The following is a 20,482-nucleotide window of genomic DNA, read 5'->3' as shown; positions in this document are numbered from 1 at the left end:
GGGGCAGGCTGCGGAAGGAAAGAAGGTTTAGGAGAAAATGGAAAGAAAAAAAACAGATATCGTGATCGTTGGTACAGGTGTTGCGGGGCTGTTTGCAGCGCTTCATCTGCCAAAAGAGAAACAGATTCTGATGCTGACAAAGGATGACCTGGAGAACAGCGATTCTTTTCTGGCGCAGGGGGGCATCTGTGTCCTGCGGGATGAAAAGGACTATGATCTGTTCATGGAGGATACCCTGAAGGCCGGGCATTACGAGAACCGGAGGGAATCCGTGGATGTGATGATCCGTTCCTCCAGAGAGGTGATCGAGGAACTGATCGCCTGTGGTGTGGATTTTAACCGCAGGGAAGGAGAGCTTGCCTATACCAGGGAAGGGGCCCATTCCCAGCCCAGGATCTTGTATCACAAGGATATCACAGGAAAAGAGATCACCACCAGACTGCTGGAGGCTGTTCAGAAACTCCCCAATGTAAAAATTTTGACACAGACAACGATGATTGATATACTGGAGGAGAATAACCGGTGTTATGGTATTGTGGCCCGGAAAGAGGACGGCAGTGTGTTTGGAGTCACTGCCCAGGATACGATCTGGGCTTGCGGGGGAATCGGCGGACTTTATGAGCATTCCACCAATTTCCCACACTTGACCGGTGACGCCCTGGCAATTGCACTGAAACATGATATCGAGCTGGAGCATCCGGATTACGTGCAGATTCACCCTACAACCTTATATTCCAGGAAACCGGGGCGCCGATTCCTTATATCCGAATCCGTGCGCGGGGAAGGTGCCAGATTGTACAATGCCAATATGGAACGTTTTGCCAATGAGGTTCTGCCGCGGGATGTCCTTGCGGACGCGATCCACAGACAGATGGAAATAGACCACAAGCCTTATGTGTGGCTGGACATGCGCCCTCTTGGGGAAGAAGAGATCATGTCACATTTTCCGAATATTTTTGAACGGTGCCTGGAGGAAGGGTACGATGTGCGGAAAGAGTGCATTCCTGTGGTACCTGCACAGCATTATTTTATGGGCGGCGTGAAAGTGGACCTGGACAGCAGGACCACGATGGAAAATCTCTACGCAGCAGGAGAGACAAGCTGTAACGGTGTTCACGGGGCCAACCGTCTGGCCAGTAATTCCCTGCTGGAAAGTCTGGTATTCGCAAAACGTGCGGCTCTGCGTATTTCTGCCCGTGAGGCGCAGGAAAATGGAGAGATGTGCCAGGAAAGGGCAGCTATGCTTCTGACAAAAGCAGAGAGAGAAGGTTTTCCAAGGCAGGAAGAGCTTCAGAGAATGTATGGCGAGAGTGTTTTGAAAGAAATCGAAAGGGTGAAAAAAGCGGGATGAATCAGATTACAATGAAATTAAATGCAGACCATCTTATTATGCAGGCTCTGCAGGAGGATATCACAAATGAGGATATTACCACCAATGCGGTGATGCGGGAAGCGTGTCCGGGCGAGGTACAGCTTATCTGTAAACAGGACGGAGTGGTTGCCGGACTTGATGTTTTTAAACGAGTATTTGAGCTGCTGGATGAAAAGACAGAAGTGGAATTCTATGTAAAAGACGGAGAACGGGTGAAGAGCGGCCAGCTTATGGCAACACTGCACGGGGATATCCGTGTGCTTCTCTCCGGGGAACGTGTGGCTTTGAACTATCTGCAGAGAATGAGCGGAATTGCCAGCTACACAAGACAGATTGCCGATCTGCTTGCGGGAAGCAAGACAAAGCTCCTCGATACCAGAAAGACAACGCCGAATATGCGTGTCTTTGAAAAGTATGCAGTCAAAGTGGGCGGCGGCTATAATCACAGATACAATTTGTCTGATGGGATTTTATTAAAGGACAATCATATCGGGGCAGCAGGGAGTGTGACAAAAGCCGTGGAGATGGCAAAGGAGTATGCTCCTTTTGTGCGCAAGATCGAGGTGGAAGTAGAGAATCTGGATATGGTGAAGGAGGCCGTGGAAGCAGGAGCTGATATCATCATGCTAGACAATATGACCCCGGAGATGATGATGGAAGCGATCCGGATCATTGACGGAAAAGCAGAAACCGAGTGTTCCGGCAATGTGACCAGGGAAAATGTGGAGCGGCTGGTATCTATCGGTGTGGATTATATTTCCAGCGGGGCCTTGACCCATTCCGCGCCGATCCTGGATATTTCTTTGAAAAATCTGCATCCCGTGTCCTGTTAAGCCGACCAGTGCTGCCCGGGAGTATGGAATCAGAGGATGTGGAAAAGATATGGGATAAGCACCGCAAAAGGACAGTGAGAAAGGATTAGTGGAGGATGAACGGCGAAAAACGCAGACAGGAAATTTTAGCATATATCAGGCGCAGCCCGGAACCTGTTTCCGGCACAAAGCTGGCACAGCGGTTCCAGGTCAGCCGCCAGGTGATCGTGCAGGATATTGCACTTTTACGGGCGCAGAATCAGGATATTCTTTCCACACACCGGGGTTATGTATTTCACGCACCGGTGTTTGCCAGCCGTGTGTTTTATGTATGCCATAAGGACAGTGAGATTTTGGAAGAGCTGAATCTGATCGTAGACTGCGGAGGCAAGGTGGAGGATGTGTTCATATGCCATGAGGTTTACGGCCAGCTTCGGGCTGAGCTGTCTGTTGACTCCAGAAAAAAAGCTGCAGAGTTTGTAAAAGGCATTCAGGGCGGAAAATCCAGCCCTTTGAAGAACATAACATCCGGCTATCATTATCACACGGTCCTAGCGGATAGTGAGCAGACTCTGGACGAGATAGGGGCAGAACTTATGAAACGCGGTTTTCTAGCTAAGGCGGGAACCAAAATATCATAACCGGGAATATAGGAAAAGGGGCAGAGAGATATGCGTGAACAGCTCACTGAGAGTGATGTAAAGAAAATTCAGGAGGAGATCGAATACCGGAAGCTGGTGGTCAGAAAAGAAGCCATAGAGGCTGTGAAAGAGGCCAGGGCTCAGGGAGACCTGAGTGAAAATTTTGAATACTATGCGGCAAAAAAAGATAAGAACAAGAACGAGAGCCGTATCCGGTATCTGGAAAGAATGCTGAAGACCGCTGCCATTGTGAAGGACAATTCCGGAAATGACCAGGTGGGAATCAACAATGTGGTGGAAATTTTCTATGAGGAGGATGACGAGACAGAGACATATAAATTGGTAACGTCCATCCGAGGCAACTCTCTTAACAATAAGATCAGTATAGAATCGCCTCTTGGAAAAGCCATCCGGGGTCACCGGGAGGGCGACCGGGTCATGGTGAAGGTCAATGACACGGTAAGTTATCCGGTGGTGATCAAATCTATTGTAAAGACAACAGAAGATGAGGATGACCAGATCAGGAGTTTTTAAGGCTGGCCGGCCAATTGAGGGCCGGCCTTTTTCTAACCGGTAACGATAAACCAGAGGATCAACAGGATCCCTATCACCAGGGAACCGATACCGACCTGCATATACGGTTTTTCTTCATACTGCGTATGCTGATAAAACATTTCAAAGGCAAGGGCGAAAAATAAGATGGATAGACTACCGATCCAGGCGGAATTGCCTTTGATAAGACATATAATTGTAAAAATCTGGGTTACTGTGGCAACATATTCAAGCGCATAACTTTTTGACTGTGTCTCGATCATTTTATCGCGTTCGTCCTTTATGGGACGCGGTCTTGGTGGTTTTCTCATACTATCGTTCCTTCCTATCATTTTATTTGGCCCCCTTCGGTGACGTATACCTATTCGTTTTTTTCATAATAGATATTAATACACAGAAAAGCAATAAAAATGAAAACGGTAACTGCACAAAGAGTCATGGAGATAATTAGTAAAGAGGATGCTTTCCATGCACTATAAGCGATCAGAAATAGAAATGTAAAAGTGCATAATACATAGTTAGTAATTTTTAATAATACATGGCTGGTTCTCATGGTCAGATACAGATCTCTTTCGTCAGCAGTATCTTCCAGTTCTTCTAAAATCCCTTTTTTAGTAAAAGCGTTATTTAAATTCGTTAATGAGAATACGATCAGGAGTATGGATGAGATAAAAAATCTCTGTTCTTTTGAAATAACATAAAAGATGATACTTGCCATACCCAGTAAAAAAGTTATAATACCTGCAGCAAATCCACGCCTATTCTTTATTTTCATATTCCAAATCCTCCATTTCTTTATTTTCCTTTAGACAGCATAAATCCTCAACTGTTGTGCCAAATACTTGGGCCATTCGGTAGGCAAGCATAAGGGACGGACTATATTGTTCCTTTTCAATAGAAATGACCGTCCGGTTGGACACATGAACAAGCTCAGCGAGCTGCTGTTGGGTTAATCCTCTGGATATTCGTAATTCCCGTACTTTTGTTTTCATATTCCACCCACCATCTATGTGAAGTTAACTTCGTATGAAGCTAACTTCATAATATAACAGGAGGAAAAGAATGTCAATACAAATGTGAAATGAACTTCACATAGACATAACGGCAAAAGTAAACGTAAAAAAGACTTTAGTCCTTTTTTCGGAGTGGAAAATGCATTATAATATAAAACATACCCTGAAGAGCATCCGGTAACTTATACAGCAGGATGAGCTTGGGATTTGGTTATCTGTCCAGAGGTGTACCGGATACCGGCATGATGGATCTCCGGTAGGACTTTGCAGTAATATGGATAAGCAGGTTTGCCTGTAAGCCATCGTGTCAGTATACCGGCAATAGTGAAAGTGAGGAAAGCAAAATGACAGAGAGAGAAATTTTAAGGCATGTGGATCATACGCTTTTAAAAGCATATGCTTCCTGGGAGGAAATACAGAGATTGTGCGATGAGGCTGTCTGCTACCAGACTGCCTCGGTCTGCGTTCCACCCTGTTATGTAAAAAGAATTCATGATACCTACGGGGAGAAGATCAATATCTGCACCGTTATCGGTTTTCCCCTGGGCTACAGTACCACAAAGGCAAAGGCAGCGGAGACAGAACAGGCGCTTCAGGACGGTGCGGCAGAGGTGGATATGGTGATCAATATCACGGATGTTAAGAACGGGGATTTTGATGCTGTGAAGAGGGAAATCCGCACATTAAAAGAAATTGCAGGTGATAAGATCCTAAAGGTGATCATTGAAACCTGTTATCTCACAAAAGAAGAGAAGACAGCCATGTGTCATGCTGTGACAGAGGCAGGCGCGGATTATATCAAGACCTCCACAGGATTTGGGACCGGGGGTGCGGTTCTGGAGGATATCCTGCTCTTCAAAGAGCACATTGGCAGAAATGTAAAAATAAAAGCAGCCGGCGGTGTGAGAAGTGTGGAGGACATGGAGGCATTTTTGGAAGCGGGATGTGACAGGATCGGTACAAGCTCTGCGGTCAAACTGATTCAGGGACAGGAGACAAAGGGATATTAATGGAACAGAAGTATCTGTATCAGGCGCTGCCTTTTCTGCGGGAGCTGGATAAGAGAAGGCGGGAACTTTTTGAGGCGTATTTCGAGACGGCACCGGTTTGGCTCATGGATTCTTTTCAGATAGAGGTGCTGGAGAAGGGCGTCACTTTTGTCCGGGAGAACACACCTGTAGAGACGGTTTATATTGTGGGGCAGGGAAGTATTCGGGCAGTGGACTACCGGATCTATGGCATTGCCTATGATTTTATGCGGTTTGACGGTGTGTATGCCATGGGCGGTATGGAAGTGATCATGGATTTGAGTGAATACCGGACAACACTGGAGACAGTGACAGAGTGCACAGTGATAAAGATTCCCAGAGCAAAATTTGAGCGATGGCTGAAAACGGATATCCGTGCCTTAAAACAGGAGGCAAAGCTTATGGGAGAGTATTTGCTGGAGCAGGGGCGGAACAGCAGGGCGTATTTGTTCCTGCAGGGAGCTGACAGGCTGGCCATGCTTTTTACAGAGCGGTATCAGCGTTATGCGAAGCAGGATGTTTACCGGATCAGAAGCACGAGACAGGAATTGGCAGAGGCTTCGGGCCTGTGTGTGAAGACGATCAACCGTGCGGTTAAGAAGTTTCAGGATGAGGGACTGATATCCAGGGAAGGTAATTCTATCTTGATAAGCAGAGAACAGTATGAGAGGATGCAGGCCATGGTTTCCTCCGTGGTTGAACAGGAATGAAAGGAAGGGTGAAATTATGAATCAGGCAGAAGAAAAGTTATTCAGGTGTTTGGAAAGTGTTAAGAAGAGAACAGGATTTAAGCCGGAGGTGGCGCTGGTCCTGGGGTCCGGACTGGGAGATTATGCGGATGGGATCCGGATCGAGGATACCGTGGATTATAAGGATATTGAGGGATTTCCAACCTCCACAGTGGAGGGGCATAAGGGAAGATTTGTGTTCGGATATGTGGGGAAGGTGCCGGTTGTGATCATGCAGGGACGTGTTCATTATTATGAAGGGTATCCTATGACGGATGTGGTGCTTCCTGTGAGACTGATGGGGCTTTTGGGGGCGAAAAAACTGATTCTCACCAATGCGGCAGGGGGAGTGAATTTTGATTTTGAACCCGGGGATTTTATGCTGATCCGTGACCATATCACCACGGCGGTGCCCAGTCCTTTGATTGGGGCAAATATGGATAAATTGGGGCCGAGATTTCCGGATATGAGTGAGGTTTACAGTGTGCGGATGCAGAATGTGGTGAAGGAGGCGGCATGTAAGCTGGGGATTTCTCTGAAAGAAGGGGTTTATATGCAGTTTAGCGGACCGAATTATGAGACTCCGGCAGAAATCCGTATGTGCAGAGTGTGGGGGGCGGATGCGGCTGGGATGAGTACCGCATGTGAGGCTATGGCTGCACGGCATATGGGGATGGAAGTGTGCGGGATTTCCTGTATTACGAATCAGGCTGCGGGGATGGGGAAGAAGTTGGATCATGCGGAGGTGCAGGAGACGGCGGATAGGGTTTCGCGGGAGTTTGCGGGGCTTGTTACGGAGGTTATAGGGGGGATTTAGACAGGGCAATGTTATATGGGGGCGGATTATGGCGGATGGTGGACGGCAGGCGAGGCGGCGCAGCAGGGGCGGGAGGCAGAGATACAGCCTGGCTCCTGGCTGCGCTCCCCTCAGCTAACTTGCTCCCAGCTGCTAAATTCGTCGGCAATGGCCTCCTCATTAATCAGCTGCGGCAAGTGGATCTTCGGCTCGCTCCGCTTGACACTCGCCAGCCTGTATCTCTGCCTCCCGCCCCTGCTGCGCCGCCTCGCCTGCCTGGGGTTGGAATGCGGGACATAAGGATGCGGGGATGATAGGGACTGGAATGCGGGACATAAGGCTGCCTTGCCCTTAGGGGTGGATGGGGGGGAGGGTTAGGGTGGTTTGGGTGCCTTTGGGGGTGCTGTTTATTTGGAGGCCGTAGGCGGGGCCGTAGTGGAGGCGGATGCGTTGGCAGCAGTTTTGGAGGCCGTAGCCGGTTGTGGGGATTAGGGTGTTGGATGTTAATAGTTGATTGAGTTCTTTTTGACGGTCTTGGGGGATTCCGGGGCCGTTGTCTTTTAGGGTTATCTTGATGATTTCTGTGTATTCCACGTTTATTGTGATGGTTAGAGGCGTTGGCGCTGAGATGAAATCTCCGTGTATGATGGAGTTTTCTACTATGGGCTGCAGGGTGAATTTGGGGATTCCGAAGGAGGATATCCGGTCGCTGCAGCTTATTTGCCATGTGATCTTTCCGTCGTAGCCGGCCTGCTCGATCTGGAGGTAGGCCTCTATCATGCGCAGCTCCTGGTCTATGGTGATGATGTCTTTTCCTTTGCTTAGGGAGATGCGGTAAAATTGGGACAGTGACTGGATCAGACGGCAGGCTGTCTCTTTTTTGTCCATGAGCATGCATATGCGTATGGTGTCCAGGGAGTTGTATAGGAAATGGGGGTTTATCTGTTCCTGGAGTATGGTGAATCTTGATTTTTCAATCTCCAGCTCATGTTCTCTTATGGATGTGTTGAGCTGGGTGTTTTTTTTGAACAGGTTGCTGAAGGTGATGATGATGGCGTCTATTTCGTCACCGGTAGTGTCGTCTTTGACAAGGGTATCCAGGATGGCTTCAGCAGCACTGGCGGATGTCAGGTCCTTGTCGGAGATATTGTTGATGGTGTTTGAAAAGTGTTTTATGCGTTTGGACAGGGTGATGGGGAAGATGATGACTGCAATGATGCATAAAAGTACGGTCAGTGAAAATACCAGCAGATATCCTGTCAGCAAGGCCTGGTTTACTATCTTGGAACTGCCTTTTAAGGACTCAAACAGATAATACCAGTCTGTGTATTTGCTTTTTTTAAGTATTTGGCAGCGGGCGTTTTCCGTGGAGAAGACTTCATTTATTTTGCAGGAGGCCGGGGAACCGGGAAGGGTCATGTCCTGGCTGCTGCTGTATAAAAGACCGGATTGGGGGTTCAGGAGCGCAAGGGCAGTGGTATTGGAGCCTGGGGACAGGATGCTTTTCAGGGTACTGGGCAGATCTATGTCTATGAAGTAAACGGCAATGATGGTCCCGTTTATGTTTTTGATGGCTTTGTAGAAGCTGGCAGTGTCTGCAGAGGACGTGCCGGCTGTAGTGAAGGTTTTCAGGCGGTTGACACCGGAGGATTCGTTTGTTATCTGACGGAGGGCAGAGGGGTCCAGGTTTTCGAGAGGGAAAAAATGAAAGCTGTCCCCATCTGTGAATGGGAAATAGTCGGAGTAGATTCTTATTTTTTTAACATTATAGACGTATTCCAGGCTGGTGACATTGGCACGCAGGGATTCAAAGCGCGACAAGGCCAGGGAGGAAATGTCTTTTGAGGCGTTGTCCGGGGTCAGGGAGGAGGAGAACAGGGAGGAGAGCGCATTCTGCATGTCAATGATCTGACTCAGACGGGCTTCTATCTGCTGTGCTTCCAAGCTGGCATCAGAGGTGAGCTGATTGACAGTCTCTTTTCTCAGATAGCTGTTTATGATAAACATGGCTATGGTGATGGAGAGGAGCAGAGGGATCATAGAAGTTAAAATAAAGGCAGCCGTCAGTTTGGAACGGAAGGTGGAAAAATGTTTGTTGAATATTTTTTTGAATGTATTCATAATGGCCTCCGATTGTTGTTGTATTGGCAATATTATAGCAAAATCCGGGAGGAATAAAAACGATTAATGTAAAAATGGATATGATATATTAAAAAATAGATAATAAATTGTATGATTTTCCTAAATGGATGTGATATCTTAATATTAGCTGAACAAGCGGTACTATTTACAGATTCTTTTGCGCAGGAGATTCTAAGAGCTGAAAAAAGGAGTAAGGTATGAAGAAAAGAAATTGGAGAAGTAAATTGGCAGCAGGGACTGCTGTATTTATGACAGGGACTATGTTTTTATCAGGATGTACATCCGCAGAAGAAGATGCCGGTGCCGGAAAACAGGAGACAAAACAGGAGGAAACCACTCAGGATACGGAGATAACCGTCTATACTTCAGCTATTAATGATGATGAGTATGGGCAGGCGTTTAAGAAAATGGTGGAGGACAACCTGGAGTTTAAAGTTAATTTTGAGGCGGAACCTCTGTTGTATGCGGATACAGTCAATAAGGCCACTACGATGCTGGCTTCCGGTGATGATTCTGTGGATGTGTATTTTATTGATGAGATCATGCAGTTATCTTTTATGAGTGCTGATTTTTTGGAGCCTGTAGATGATGTGATCACAGAAGAAGATTTGAATGAGTTCATGGATGGGTATGCAGATAAGTTCTTGAAAAAGGACGGTCATGTGTATGGAGTACCTGCCGATTTCGGTGGTATCCTTTTCTTTGTGAATAAGAAGATGTTTGATGAGGCGGGGATCGCTGTGCCTACGAATCAGGAAGAATTTATTGAGGCAGCAAAGGCTCTGACAAAGGACGGAAAATACGGGCTTCTTGAGGCATGGGATAAGGCTTCCCATCTTCAGGATAACCTGAACCGCTGGTGTCTCATGTTTGGCGGGAATTTCTATGACTGGACACTGGACGGGACAAAAGAAGCGATTAAATTTATGTATAATCTGGTACATACCTACGGTGTGACCAGTATTGACAATCTCAGCGTGGATTATGAGACCGGCAACCAGAAGTTTACGGATGGAAATGCGGCTATGTATTTTCAGTGGGCATCAGCTTCCTCCTCTTTTGCTGAGGCAGGAAAATACGGGGATGAGATCATCTGTGCGCCAATGCCTGCGTTTGTCACCAACAAGACGCCAATGAGTTCCTGGATGTGGGTGGTGAATAAAAACTCCTCCAAGAAAGAGGCCGCCAAAGAATATGTAAAATTCATGGCAACGCCTGAGGCACAGGCAGCTTATATGAAGGCAACAGGTAAATTCTCCCCTACAGCCAATCTGCGTGCATGGGATGATACGGAGCTGACGAAGAACCTTCTGACTGTGGAGGAACATAAGTCCTATGTGGAGGACAATGCGTTTGAGGCCAGGACTTTAAGCGAGAGACACAGTGAATATATGGATACAGTAACCGGAACTCTTCAGGAATATCTTATGGACGAGATCAGTTATGAGGAATGTCTGGAAAAAGGACAGCAGCAGATTGATGAACTATTAGGAAAAAACTAAGACGGACAGGAGGCTGCAGCGCGTGCAGCCTCCATAGGAAAAATATTTGGAGGAGGGGAATGCGATGTTGAGAAAACTGACGCTGACAAAGCGGAAAATTTTATTTGCATGGCTCTGCATTCTTCCGGTTCTGCTGATCCGGGCCTGGACAACCATATATCCGGTGGTGACCATGTTTTATTATAGTCTGTTAGACTATGATCTGATTCGGAGAACAAAAAAGTTTGCAGGTCTGCTGAATTTTAAGAAACTTACCACCAATAAACAGTTTTTGGAATCTTTATCTTTCACGGCAGTTTTTACGGTATTGTCCATACTGGCCATTATTGTGCTGGGGATCGGCCTGGCTCTTTTGCTGAAACAGAATTTCGGAGGACGGAAGCTGATAAGGACCGTATCTCTGATTCCGTGGGGCCTGTCCATGATCGTTGTCTCTATAGCGGCACTCTGGGCTTTTGATGATACATATGGGATCGTAAATGATCTGATCAGAAGGATCGGATTTGCGGGATACCATTTTAGCTGGCTGTCAGATAAGTCAGGGGCACAGATCGCAGTTATTATGGTAAATATATGGAAGAACGTTTCTTTCTTTGGAATTATCATGCTGGCTGCTTTTCAGGGAATACCCGGGGAATTGTTTGAATCAGCCAAGATTGACGGGGCAAATGACTGGAAGATATTGTTCCATGTGTCTCTGCCTTATGTTATGAGAACCTTCATTATCATGATAATTTTCATCGGTGTGTCTCAAATCAACAGTTTTGAGATCGTTTACGCCATGACAAAAGGAGGACCGGGTACTTCCACATCCCTTTTGGCATACAGGCTGTATATGGAAGCAACAAAGAATATGAACTATGGAATGGCATCTGCAATTACGGTGGTCATGTTTTTAGCCACGGCAGTTTATGGGGTTGTGGGGCTGTCCATTTACCGAAAAGTGGACTATTAAGGGGGGATGAATATGAAAATGTCCGGGAAAAAGAAAGTCTTTTTATGGATCATGACAATTGTTGTGGGATTTATCATTATGTGGCCTGTTTACTGGATCATAAAGTCATCCTTTACCCAGCAGGTGGATCTGTTCAAATCCCCTATAGAATATAGGCCGATCCATCTGACGCTGGATAATTATAAGCTGTTATTTCAGGCGGCAGGGCTGACGGAATACCTGAAGGGGACCGTGATCATAACTGCAGTATCCCTGATCCTTTCAGTCTTTCTGTGTGCTTTGGCCGGTTATGGGTTTTCCAGATGTCAGACAAAGGGACTGAACGCGGCTTTCGCATTTATTATGTTTTCTACCATGATCCCCGGTACCGTGACGGTGATCCCGCTTATGACATTATGGCGTCATCTGGGGCTGAGTGATACATTTGCAGGGCTGGTGATCTTATACTTTTCCATATTGATCCCATTTTCAACCATCATGTATTCCGGCTTTATCAGCCAGATTCCCTCTTCCCTGGAGGAAGCCGCCAGGATTGACGGGGCAACCATGGCGGGCGCATTTGTGAGGATCATCCTCCCTCTGCTGAAACCGATCATGGCAACCCTTTGTATCATTAATTTTATTACCTGCCTGAATGAATTTTTTACACCTCTGATGTTTACTACTAAAAATGTGAAGGTAATGAGCCTTTTAATGTCGTCCATTCCCAAGATGAACCAATATCAGATGCCGTGGGGGGCCATCAGTGCAGCAGGATGTATGATGCTGCTCCCGGCAATCTTGTTTATTGTCTGCTTTGAGAAGAATATTATGGGCGGTCTGATGATGGGCAGTATAAAGCAGTAACGTAAAGGATGATGAGTTATGATAAATGTAATGGTGATTGAAGACCGTATCTTAACCTTGAATGCACTGAAAACACAGATACAGTGGGAGGCGTACGGGCTGAATCCGGTGGGCTTTTATGCTGACTGTCAGGAGGCAATGAAGAACCTGGATGAGCGAAAGCCGGATGTTATCATATCGGATATTGTGATGCCCGGAATGGACGGCCTTAGTTTTTGCGAGTATATTAACGGGCTGGGATGTAATATCAAAATTATAATCATCAGCGCATATAGTAAATTTGAATATGCTAAGAAGGGCATTCAGCTGGGCGTTTACGATTTTCTGGAGAAGCCTGTGGATTATGAATTTTTGAGCCAGCGCATTTTACAGGCGGGCAAAGAAAAACATCATGAGGAGCAGGTGCAGCGTGTGTACGAAAACAATCACGGGATTTATCAGGAGGCTTTTTTCCGTAAGCTGCTGAAGGACAGTAAGGAAAGCAGTAAACTGGACCGGATGGAGCTGGAAGAAATACTGGAATCGGATTTGCGGAAAATGCAGTTTAACTGCATAATGATAGCTGTGGAGGCGGGGGAGAGCGGCAGGACGGGAGAGGAGATCTGTGCTGATCTTTGCAAAAACCTGTCTCAGTATTATCAGACCCAGGAATTTTGGGGGCCGTTTTTTATGGAGACGGGTGTGTACTGCATTGTGTTCGGGGAAAAGGAGAATTTTCTTGTGAGTACCCTGATTCATCTGCTGAAAAAGTATATTCGGGATTCTGCAGACAACGGGACAGGCGTGTATATGGATATTGGTGTGGGATATTGGGTGGACGATATCAGAAAGCTGCAGTATGCGGCAGACACTGCTATGCAGGCCCTGGAGTATCGTTTTGTCCTGGGCAGGAATCAGGTGTTCCACATCCATGATCATGCGGATAAAGAGTTATCAGATTATACACGGTTTGATTATTTTGAAAAAGAGCTTGCCGACAGTCTGACCTGCGGTGATTTTGGCGGAATCGACAAAGTGTGTACGGAAATTCGCAGCTATGTGGAAAACCATCGCATTAAAAGGCCGTACCTGCTGTTCTTCATCACTAATTTTTTAAGTACACAGATGTGCAGCCTTCTTCCGGAGGAGAGGGTTAAGGATCTGATAAGCCTGCAGAAACTCAATGCTATGGTCTATGCCTCGGATATCCTGGAGTATTTTGAGAAGATCCTCATATCCTCATGCCGGGAGATACGAAATTATACGGTAAAGGACACAACGCACACGGTCGCTAAGATCAAACAGTATATTGAAAAGAATTACAGGGAGGAAGATCTGAGCCTTGGGCAGATCGCAAAGGTCTTCTGTATGAGTCCAAATTATATCTGCCGTATTTTTAAAGAGCAGACAGGCGGTACGCTGGTAAATTATATCAGCAGTCTTAAGATCCTCCAGGCTAAAAAGCTTCTGGTGGAAACAGACAAGAAGATCGGAGAGATCAGCAGTGAGCTGGGGTATTCCAGCCAGTATTATTTTAGCATGGGATTTAAAAAAGCAACCGGATATTCACCAAAGGAATACCGGAAAATACAGGAGTAAAGGAGAAGGATCATGGGCGGTAAAAAAATAAAAGTGGGTATTGTGGGACTTGTGTTCGGAGGAGCCTTTCCCACCATTTACAGAGACCATCCCGATGTGGAGGAGGTAGTTATCTGTGATAAGAACGAAGAGCTGCTTGACAGTTTTTCACGAAAGTTTGGATTTACCAAATGCTGCAGGGATTATCAGGAGTTATTGAACTCGGATGTGGACGCAGTCCATATACTTACCAATATACATACCCACGCAGATCTTGCAGTGCAGGCATTAAATGCAGGAAAACACTGTGCAGTGACGGTGCCTATGGCAACAACGCTGGATGAGATCAGGGATATTATTCAGGCAAAGAAGAAGAGCCAGAAGAGATTTATGATGATGGAGACCAGTGTCTATACATATCAGTGCTTGTACGTGAAAGCACTGATGGAACAGGGGAAGCTGGGGAGAATCCAATATCTGAGAGGAACACATTTTCAGGATATGGAGGGATGGCCTGATTACTGGAAGGGACTTCCCCCTCTTCATTATGCCACCCACGCGGTATCGCCGCTTCTGTATCTAAGCGGACAGAGAGCTTTAAAGGTACATTGTTTCGGCAGCGGGACCATGAGGGAGGAGCTTGTGGAACATTATGGGAATCCTTATCCTGTGGAGACGGCTGTCTTTCAGCTGGAAGACGGGCGGACTTCAGCGGATGTTACACGTTCCCTGTTTGAGACGGCCCATGACTATGTGGAGGGATTCAGTGTCTTTGGGGATAAAATGTCGTTTGAGTGGAATTTTGAAAATGAGGACCCCTACGTGTATGCGTTTGAGGAGGGGATGGCAGAGACAAATATCGGAAACAGAGGCAGGATGATAAGCAGGCAGGCTGTACACTGTCCAAACAGAGAAGAACTTCTGCCGGAAGAGATCAGAAAGTATACCACGGAGTTTGCTATCCTGGATCCGGATAACCCTGAAATGTATATGAAACAAGGGGGAGGGCACCATGGCTCCCATCCGCATCTGGTGAATGAATTTGTACGGAGTATTGTGGAGGAGCGGGAACCTCTGATCGACGTATATACGGCAGCCAACTGGACGGCAGCGGGGATCTGTGGGCATCTGTCAGCCATGAAACAAGGTGAGGGAGTTGAAATTCCGGATTTCAGATGAAAGCGATCCGCCATGCCGCAGCTTTGGCAGAATAACACAAGCCGCACGCAGGAAGAGACAGCAATCAGTGGCTTTGTCAACTATATAAAAATATTTCCCGTCTGTTGTATATGCCTCTGGCCGGATATGTCTTTTGCAGGCCGGGGCAGATAAATTTGTTTCCCATAAAAATATGACATACCGTGTCATGTTTAATATGTTATACTGGCATTAGTTCAGAAAGGAAAAGGGAAAATTTATATGGATATTATTACACTGACAAAGGAAAACCTGGAAAAGGAGCATATCTGCTGTGCGATCTCCAACAATAAGGACTGTCAGGTGGCGGCAAAGAAGGAATGGATCTCCCGGCAGCTGGATGCTGGTCTGATGTTCAAAAAATGTGATGTGCGGGGGAAATGTTTTATTGAATACATTCCTGCGGAGAACGCGTGGGCTCCGGTTTTAGCGGAGGGTTATATGTACATTGACTGTCTGTGGGTATCAGGGAAATTTAAAGGACTTGGGTATTCTAATCTCCTTTTGGACGAATGCATCAGGGACAGCAAGGCAAAAGGAAAAAAGGGACTGGCAGTCCTCTCCTCCCCTAAAAAAATGCCATACTTGTCTGATCCCGGCTATCTCCGTTATAAAGGATTTATCACTGCAGATACGGCTAAGCCGCATTATGAGCTGCTTTATCTGCCTTTTGAGGAGAATGCGGAAAAGCCACAGTTCAGGGAACAGGCAAAATCCCCGCACATAGAGCAGGAGGGATTTGTTCTATATTATACGCATCAATGTCCTTTTACCGCAAAATACGTTCCGCTCATTGAGAATTTGGCAAAAAACAAAGGGGTGCCCTTCCGGGCCATACGTTTTGAGACGAAAGAACAGGCACAAAATGCCCCGGCACCTTTTACGTCATACAGCCTTTTTTATAATGGGGCTTTTTTGACAAATGAAATCTTATCTGAAAAGAAATTTGAAAAGATTCTTGCAGAGTAATGACTCCTCGGTCATCGTATTTATTTCGCTGACCGTGAGAACAAGTCCAACAGCCAGGCATAATCCCATTGCCCAGGCGATCGTCAATTCTAATAGTCAGTTCAAGGGCCGCTGCCGGAGGTTGAGGCAGCGGTTTGTGAATCTATAAGCCTGTATTTCAGGTATCAGAAAATTTTACATAGATTTTACAAAACCCCAATAAAAGATTTTACATACCTCCCCTACAATAAGGACAGAATAAAAGGTAATAAGCTGTTACTGCTCACTGCCACGATCCCTAGGAGCGTGTTGCTGAGAACGGAGTGAACCGTAACCAAGTTTGCCTTGCTACAAAAGGAAAAGGAGAAAAAGTATGGATTTCTTTAGTATTTTGACCTTAGTCGGTGGTCTGGCTTTGTTTTTATACGGAATGAATGTCATGGGCGACGGTCTGGCCAAGGTATCAGGCGGCAAGATGGAGAGGATTCTGGAAACACTGACCTCAAATCCCTTAAAAGCCGTGGGACTGGGAGCCGCTGTCACTGCGGTCATTCAGTCTTCATCAGCAACCACAGTCATGGTTGTAGGTTTCGTTAACTCCGGCATCATGAAGCTCTCTCAGGCAGTGGGTGTTATCATGGGGGCCAATATCGGTACAACAATTACATCCTGGATCCTGAGTCTTTCCGGAATTCAGAGTGATAACTTCTTTATACAGCTTTTCAAACCATCCACATTTTCACCCGTCCTGGCTATTGTGGGTGTCGCTTTCCTTATGTTTGCCAAAAGTGAGAAGAAAAAAGACATTGGCATGATATTTATTGGATTTGCGGTGCTTATGTTTGGTATGGAGAGTATGAGCAGCGCTGTGAAGCCGCTGGCGGACGTTCCGGAATTCACCGGTATTCTGACACAGTTTTCCAACCCCATCCTGGGCATGATCGCAGGTACGATCCTCACAGCAGTTATCCAGAGTTCTTCCGCGTCTGTGGGTATTCTGCAGGCACTCTGTGTGACAGGGGCGGTGAGCTTTGATGTTGCCATCCCCATTATTATGGGACAGAATATCGGTACTTGTGTGACCGCGCTTCTCTCCGCTGTGGGAGCTAATAAGAATGCAAAACGTGCGGCTATGGTACATCTGTACTTTAACGTGATCGGTACGGTTACATTCATGATCCTTTTCTATGCACTTAACTCCTTTATCCATTTTGGATTTATGGGACATGCGGCAAATGCGGCAGGTATTGCCATCGTGCATACCACATTCAATGTTTTTGCGACTTTGGTCCTGCTGCCATTCTCCAGAGGCCTGGAAAAGCTTGCCACCCTTACGATCCGGAACAAAGAGGAGGAGGCAAAAACATCCCCACAGGATATTCAGACACAGCTTTTAGATGTGCGTTTTCTTGATAAACCGGCGTTCGCCATGGAGCAGAGCCGCCACGTGGTGGACAGTATGGCAAGAGATGCACAGGAGTCTCTGCGCAAAGCCCTGTCTCTGATTGATAATTACGATGAGAAAGGGGCGGAGGATGTGGTCAGCCTGGAAGATCATGTGGACCGCTATGAGGATGCGCTGGGAACGTATCTGGTGAAATTAAGCCAGAAAGATCTGAATCAGAAGGACAGCCATGACTTGTCCATTATGCTCCACTGCATCGGTGATTTTGAGCGTATATCTGACCATGCGGTAAATATTATGCAGTCAGCAAAAGAAATGTATGCAAAAAACATGAAATTCTCAGATAAGGCAATACAGGAACTGCACGTGATAGCCAAAGCTGTTGAGGACATCTTTGATTCTGCCTACAAAGTATTTGCAGGGCAGGACCAGGAGCTGGCAAAAAGTGTGGAACCTCTTGAACAGGTAATAGATGAGCTGAATATGGAGCTGAAGGCCCGTCATATCCGCAGGCTCAGGGAAGGCAAATGCACCATTGAACAGGGCTTTGTCCTTTCTGATATCACAACCAGTCTGGAGAGGATCGCAGACCACTGTTCCAACATTGCAGTCTGTATCACCCAGGTTCCGGATGATGCGTTTGATACCCACAGTTATCTGGAGCATATGAAGCGTGAGGATAACTCCGAGTTCCAGCGGGTAATGGAACTTTCCCGCAGTCATTATCAGCTTCCATAAATTTTTCTTGTGCGCTCCCTGAAAAATGCGTATACTGTCTATAGGATAGGATGGCAGAAGAAGGGAGCGCATATGATTTATTGTGTGGAGGATGAAAGAAATATTCGGGAACTTCTTGTATATACATTGGGCACTACCGGATTTCAGGCAAAGGGATTAAGTGATGGAAAAGAATTGTTTGCAGCACTGGAGGGTGAGATACCGGAGCTGATACTTCTGGATATTATGCTGCCCGGTGACGACGGGTATGCGATTCTGGAAAAATTGAAAAAAGAGCACAAAACCAGAGACATCCCTGTTATTATGGTAACTGCCAAGGAGGCGGAATACGATAAGGTGAGAGGGCTGGACGGCGGGGCGGATGACTATATTACCAAACCTTTTGGTATGATGGAATTTATTTCCCGGGTCAGGGCAGTGCTCCGCAGAAGTAAAAAGCAGTATCAGGACAAAATCCTGCGCTGTGAAGATCTCTCCGTAAATGTGGACAGGCATGAAGTGCTGGATGGGCAGCGGAGAGTGGAACTGACACTGAAAGAATTTGAAATGCTCCGCTATCTGATGGAGAATCAGGGGATCGTGCTGAGCCGTGACCGGCTGCTGGAACATATCTGGGGATATGACTTTGACGGTGAGACAAGGACAGTGGATGTACATATCCGGACACTGCGGCAGAAGCTGGGAGACTGCGGAAACCTGATTGAGACCATCCGGGGAGTGGGCTATCGGATTGGAGATGGAAGATGAAACAACGTATACTGAACCACGTAGGGATCATGGTGGTTCTTTCCGTGATACTGACCTTTTTCGCGGCCAGTGCTGTTATGTACGGGAAATACAATCATTATATGAAGCAGGATGTCAGGAATGAAGTCCAGTACATCCGCTACGCGGTGGAGAATACGGGGGAGGAGTATCTGAACAAAACCACAGGTGATCTGACTACAAGCCGTATTACTCTGGCAAGGCCTGACGGGACGATCCTGTATGATTCAGAAAAAGATGCCTCTGATCTGGAGAACCATAAGGACAGACCTGAGATCATCCAGGCATTGGAAAAGGGGACCGGGGAAGTGGTACGGTTTTCCCAGACGCTGTCAAAGCAGACCTTTTATTATGCAGTCAAATTAAATGACGGAAATATTTTGCGGGTGGCGAAGACAACAGACAGTGTTTTGTCTACCATGATGTCAAGCTTCACGCTTTTGGGGCTTTTGCTGATCGCGATTCTGGCGCTGGCTTTTTTTGTAGTCGAGAAGCAGACCAGAAGGCTGATCGCGCCCATCAATGAATTGGATCTGGAGCATCCGCTGGAGAATGTGGCGTATGAGGAACTGCGGCCTCTTTTGAATCGGGTGGATGAGCAGAATGTGCAGATCGCCAAGCAGGTAGAGGAACTGAAACAGGCGGAGCTGGTGCGAAAGGAATTTTCGGCAAATGTCTCCCATGAATTGAAGACCCCGCTCATGTCCATTTCAGGTTATGCGGAGATCATGCGTGACGGGCTGGTACAGCCTCAGGATGTGCCGGAATTTGCAGGCAGGATTTACGATGAGGCAAGCAGGCTTACCAGTCTTGTGCAGGACATTATTGAAATCTCAAAGCTGGATGAGAGCAGGAATATGCCTTTGGAAGAGGTGGATCTGTATGAAATGACCCAGGATATCTGCCAGACCCTTATGCTCCCTGCCAAAAAGAAACGAGTGACGGTTCTGATGGAAGGAAAGAGCGTGACGATCCAGGGGGTAAGGCACGTTTTATATGAAATGCTGTATAACCTTGTGGATAACGCCATTAAATATAATAAAGAAGGTGGATACGTGAAGGTTCTGCTCGCCCGGGAAAAAGACGGGGTGCGGTGGAGCGTGGAGGATAACGGGATCGGCATAGCAAAAGAGGAGCAGGAGCGAATCTTTGAGCGGTTTTACCGTGTGGACAAGAGCCATTCCAGAAAGACCGGGGGAACAGGGCTGGGGCTTTCCATCGTGAAGCATGGAGCCGCGCTGCATCACGCCAAGATCGTGCTGAACAGTGAGCCTGGGAAGGGCAGTAAGATAGTATTGAGATTTTAGAGGCTGTAAAAGATTGAGGAGACCGTCTGTATTGGCGGGCTCCTCAATTTTGTATGTGCGCAGTATTATTTTGTATGTGCGCAGTATTATTTTGGTTACTGTTCACTGGCCACTGTACCGGGAGGCGTTTTCCCAAAGGGATGCTGCGCGATGCGAAGCAAAATCCCGAGTTAGCCAG

At 46.8% G+C, this 20,482-nt stretch carries 20 protein-coding genes; 16 read left to right on the top strand and 4 right to left on the bottom strand.

Annotation, left to right across the window (positions count from 1 at the left end; all coding sequences use genetic code 11):
* The first annotated feature begins 37 nt into the window (after nt 1-37).
* From C6P39_RS04830 to greA, 4 genes are all read left to right on the top strand, one after another.
* Nucleotides 38-1,351 carry an L-aspartate oxidase gene (locus C6P39_RS04830; RefSeq protein ID WP_104803001.1) on the top strand — a complete coding sequence of 438 codons (1,314 nt, stop codon included), beginning with the start codon at nt 38-40 and terminating at the stop codon, nt 1,349-1,351.
* The gene (gene nadC, locus C6P39_RS04825; RefSeq protein WP_104803000.1) at nt 1,348-2,205 is read left to right on the top strand and encodes a carboxylating nicotinate-nucleotide diphosphorylase; all 858 of its coding nucleotides are present in this window, start codon (nt 1,348-1,350) and stop codon (nt 2,203-2,205) included. The genes C6P39_RS04830 and nadC overlap by 4 nt, the downstream gene beginning before the upstream one ends.
* A 95-nt stretch (nt 2,206-2,300) precedes the next feature.
* Nucleotides 2,301-2,825, top strand: coding sequence for a transcription repressor NadR (locus tag C6P39_RS04820; protein WP_104802999.1), 525 nt, complete (start codon nt 2,301-2,303; stop codon nt 2,823-2,825).
* A gap of 30 nt (nt 2,826-2,855) precedes the next feature.
* Nucleotides 2,856-3,359 carry a transcription elongation factor GreA gene (gene greA / locus C6P39_RS04815; RefSeq protein ID WP_104802998.1) on the top strand — a complete coding sequence of 168 codons (504 nt, stop codon included), beginning with the start codon at nt 2,856-2,858 and terminating at the stop codon, nt 3,357-3,359.
* Between the two features lie 32 nt (nt 3,360-3,391).
* On the opposite strand, the gene C6P39_RS04810 is transcribed toward greA, so the two are convergent.
* Genes C6P39_RS04810 through C6P39_RS04800 form a run of 3 tightly spaced genes read right to left on the bottom strand, consistent with a single transcriptional unit; the run spans nt 3,392 to nt 4,369 of the window.
* Nucleotides 3,392-3,709: a DUF6442 family protein gene (locus C6P39_RS04810; protein WP_242986932.1), complete on the bottom strand. Its 318-nt coding sequence runs from the start codon at nt 3,707-3,709 to the stop codon at nt 3,392-3,394.
* 29 nt (nt 3,710-3,738) lie between these two features.
* Nucleotides 3,739-4,152 (bottom strand): hypothetical protein, encoded by a 414-nt coding sequence (locus C6P39_RS04805; RefSeq protein ID WP_104802996.1) that lies wholly within the window; start codon nt 4,150-4,152, stop codon nt 3,739-3,741.
* Nucleotides 4,136-4,369, bottom strand: coding sequence for a helix-turn-helix transcriptional regulator (locus tag C6P39_RS04800; protein WP_104802995.1), 234 nt, complete (start codon nt 4,367-4,369; stop codon nt 4,136-4,138). Before C6P39_RS04800 ends, C6P39_RS04805 begins: the two co-directional genes overlap by 17 nt.
* 365 nt (nt 4,370-4,734) lie before the next feature.
* On the opposite strand from C6P39_RS04800, the gene deoC reads away from it, so the two are divergent.
* From deoC to C6P39_RS04785, 3 genes are read left to right on the top strand one after another with little or no spacing between them, the layout of a single operon-like run.
* A complete protein-coding gene (deoC, locus tag C6P39_RS04795; RefSeq protein ID WP_095176119.1) occupies nt 4,735-5,400 on the top strand; it encodes a deoxyribose-phosphate aldolase in 666 nt (221 codons plus the stop codon).
* A complete protein-coding gene (locus C6P39_RS04790) occupies nt 5,400-6,128 on the top strand; it encodes a Crp/Fnr family transcriptional regulator (protein WP_095176120.1) in 729 nt (242 codons plus the stop codon). Before deoC ends, C6P39_RS04790 begins: the two co-directional genes overlap by 1 nt.
* A gap of 16 nt (nt 6,129-6,144) precedes the next feature.
* Entirely contained in the window at nt 6,145-6,963 is an 819-nt protein-coding gene (locus tag C6P39_RS04785; protein ID WP_104802994.1) for a purine-nucleoside phosphorylase, read from the top strand.
* 330 nt (nt 6,964-7,293) lie between these two features.
* Here the strand turns inward: C6P39_RS04785 and C6P39_RS04775 are convergent, their stop codons facing one another.
* Entirely contained in the window at nt 7,294-9,063 is a 1,770-nt protein-coding gene (locus C6P39_RS04775; protein ID WP_104802992.1) for a sensor histidine kinase, read from the bottom strand.
* 218 nt (nt 9,064-9,281) lie between these two features.
* On the opposite strand from C6P39_RS04775, the gene C6P39_RS04770 reads away from it, so the two are divergent.
* From C6P39_RS04770 to C6P39_RS04730, 9 genes are all read left to right on the top strand, one after another.
* Nucleotides 9,282-10,586, top strand: a complete 1,305-nt coding sequence (locus C6P39_RS04770; protein WP_104802991.1) for an ABC transporter substrate-binding protein — start codon at nt 9,282-9,284, stop codon at nt 10,584-10,586.
* Between the two features lie 64 nt (nt 10,587-10,650).
* A complete protein-coding gene (locus C6P39_RS04765) occupies nt 10,651-11,541 on the top strand; it encodes a carbohydrate ABC transporter permease (protein WP_095176125.1) in 891 nt (296 codons plus the stop codon).
* 12 nt (nt 11,542-11,553) lie between these two features.
* Nucleotides 11,554-12,387 carry a carbohydrate ABC transporter permease gene (locus C6P39_RS04760; protein WP_158661460.1) on the top strand — a complete coding sequence of 278 codons (834 nt, stop codon included), beginning with the start codon at nt 11,554-11,556 and terminating at the stop codon, nt 12,385-12,387.
* An 18-nt stretch (nt 12,388-12,405) separates the two neighbouring features.
* Nucleotides 12,406-13,965 (top strand): response regulator, encoded by a 1,560-nt coding sequence (locus C6P39_RS04755; protein ID WP_104802990.1) that lies wholly within the window; start codon nt 12,406-12,408, stop codon nt 13,963-13,965.
* A gap of 12 nt (nt 13,966-13,977) precedes the next feature.
* Nucleotides 13,978-15,123, top strand: a complete 1,146-nt coding sequence (locus C6P39_RS04750; RefSeq protein ID WP_104802989.1) for a Gfo/Idh/MocA family protein — start codon at nt 13,978-13,980, stop codon at nt 15,121-15,123.
* Between the two features lie 240 nt (nt 15,124-15,363).
* On the top strand, nt 15,364-16,110 hold the full coding sequence (locus C6P39_RS04745) for an N-acetyltransferase (protein ID WP_095176129.1): 747 nt from the start codon (nt 15,364-15,366) through the stop codon (nt 16,108-16,110).
* A gap of 352 nt (nt 16,111-16,462) precedes the next feature.
* The gene (locus C6P39_RS04740; protein ID WP_104802988.1) at nt 16,463-18,232 is read left to right on the top strand and encodes a Na/Pi cotransporter family protein; all 1,770 of its coding nucleotides are present in this window, start codon (nt 16,463-16,465) and stop codon (nt 18,230-18,232) included.
* A gap of 72 nt (nt 18,233-18,304) precedes the next feature.
* Nucleotides 18,305-18,979 (top strand): winged helix-turn-helix domain-containing protein, encoded by a 675-nt coding sequence (locus tag C6P39_RS04735; RefSeq protein ID WP_095176131.1) that lies wholly within the window; start codon nt 18,305-18,307, stop codon nt 18,977-18,979.
* The gene (locus C6P39_RS04730; RefSeq protein ID WP_095176132.1) at nt 18,976-20,304 is read left to right on the top strand and encodes a sensor histidine kinase; all 1,329 of its coding nucleotides are present in this window, start codon (nt 18,976-18,978) and stop codon (nt 20,302-20,304) included. The genes C6P39_RS04735 and C6P39_RS04730 overlap by 4 nt, the downstream gene beginning before the upstream one ends.
* The last annotated feature ends 178 nt before the right edge of the window (nt 20,305-20,482 follow it).

The organism is Blautia marasmi, assembly GCF_900258535.1.
Taxonomy (GTDB): Bacteria; Bacillota; Clostridia; order Lachnospirales; family Lachnospiraceae; genus Blautia; species Blautia hominis.
Note: the sequence above shows the minus strand (reverse complement) of the source record. Positions and strands in the feature narration are given on the sequence as shown.